1 pseudogene is annotated in these 669 nt (G+C 65.0%); it reads right to left on the bottom strand.

The window, feature by feature from the left end:
* A pseudogene (locus J1M86_RS25925) lies at nt 1-669 on the bottom strand (fused acetyl/propionyl-CoA carboxylase subunit alpha/methylmalonyl-CoA decarboxylase subunit alpha); the annotation flags it as partial.

Raw genomic sequence — 669 nt, 5'->3', positions numbered from 1 at the left:
ACGATTTGGTGGTGGTGCCGCCGTCGATGACCACCGTCGTCTCACGTAGTGCGGTGCGCAACCGGGCGAATGCTTCGTCGCGGTCGCGGCCCCAGGCGATGATCTTGGCGACCATGGAATCGTAGTCGGGGGGAATGACATCGCCTTGGGCGATGCCGGTGTCGACGCGCAGACCGGAGCCGAGGGGGAACTTGAGCAGCTCCACCGTGCCCGGTGCCGGGGCGAACCCGTTGTCGGCGTCCTCGGCGTTCAGGCGTGCTTCCACCGCATGCCCGAACTCCGGTGGGCAATCGCCGTCGAGACGCTCCCCGTTGGCGACCTGGATCTGTAGTTTCACCAGGTCCAGTCCGGTGGTGAACTCGGTGATGGGGTGTTCGACCTGCAGGCGGGTGTTGACCTCGAGGAAGGTGAAGATTTTCTGTTCGGGCTGATACAGGTATTCCACGGTGCCGGCGCCGACGTACCCGGCGGCGCGGACCAGCTCGCTCGATACCGTCCGTAGGTGATCGGCCTGCTCTCGGGTCAGCAGCGGTGAGCTCGATTCTTCGATGACCTTCTGGTTGCGTCGCTGAATCGAGCAGTCCCGCACACCCGGCGCCCACACGTTGCCGTGCTCGTCGGCGATGACCTGCACTTCGACGTGGCGGGCATCGGTGACGAGACGTTCGA

The organism is Rhodococcus sp. KRD197 (genome assembly GCF_017168235.1).
Taxonomy (GTDB): Bacteria; Actinomycetota; Actinomycetes; order Mycobacteriales; family Mycobacteriaceae; genus Rhodococcoides.
This window is presented reverse-complemented; position numbering and strand designations above follow the sequence as displayed.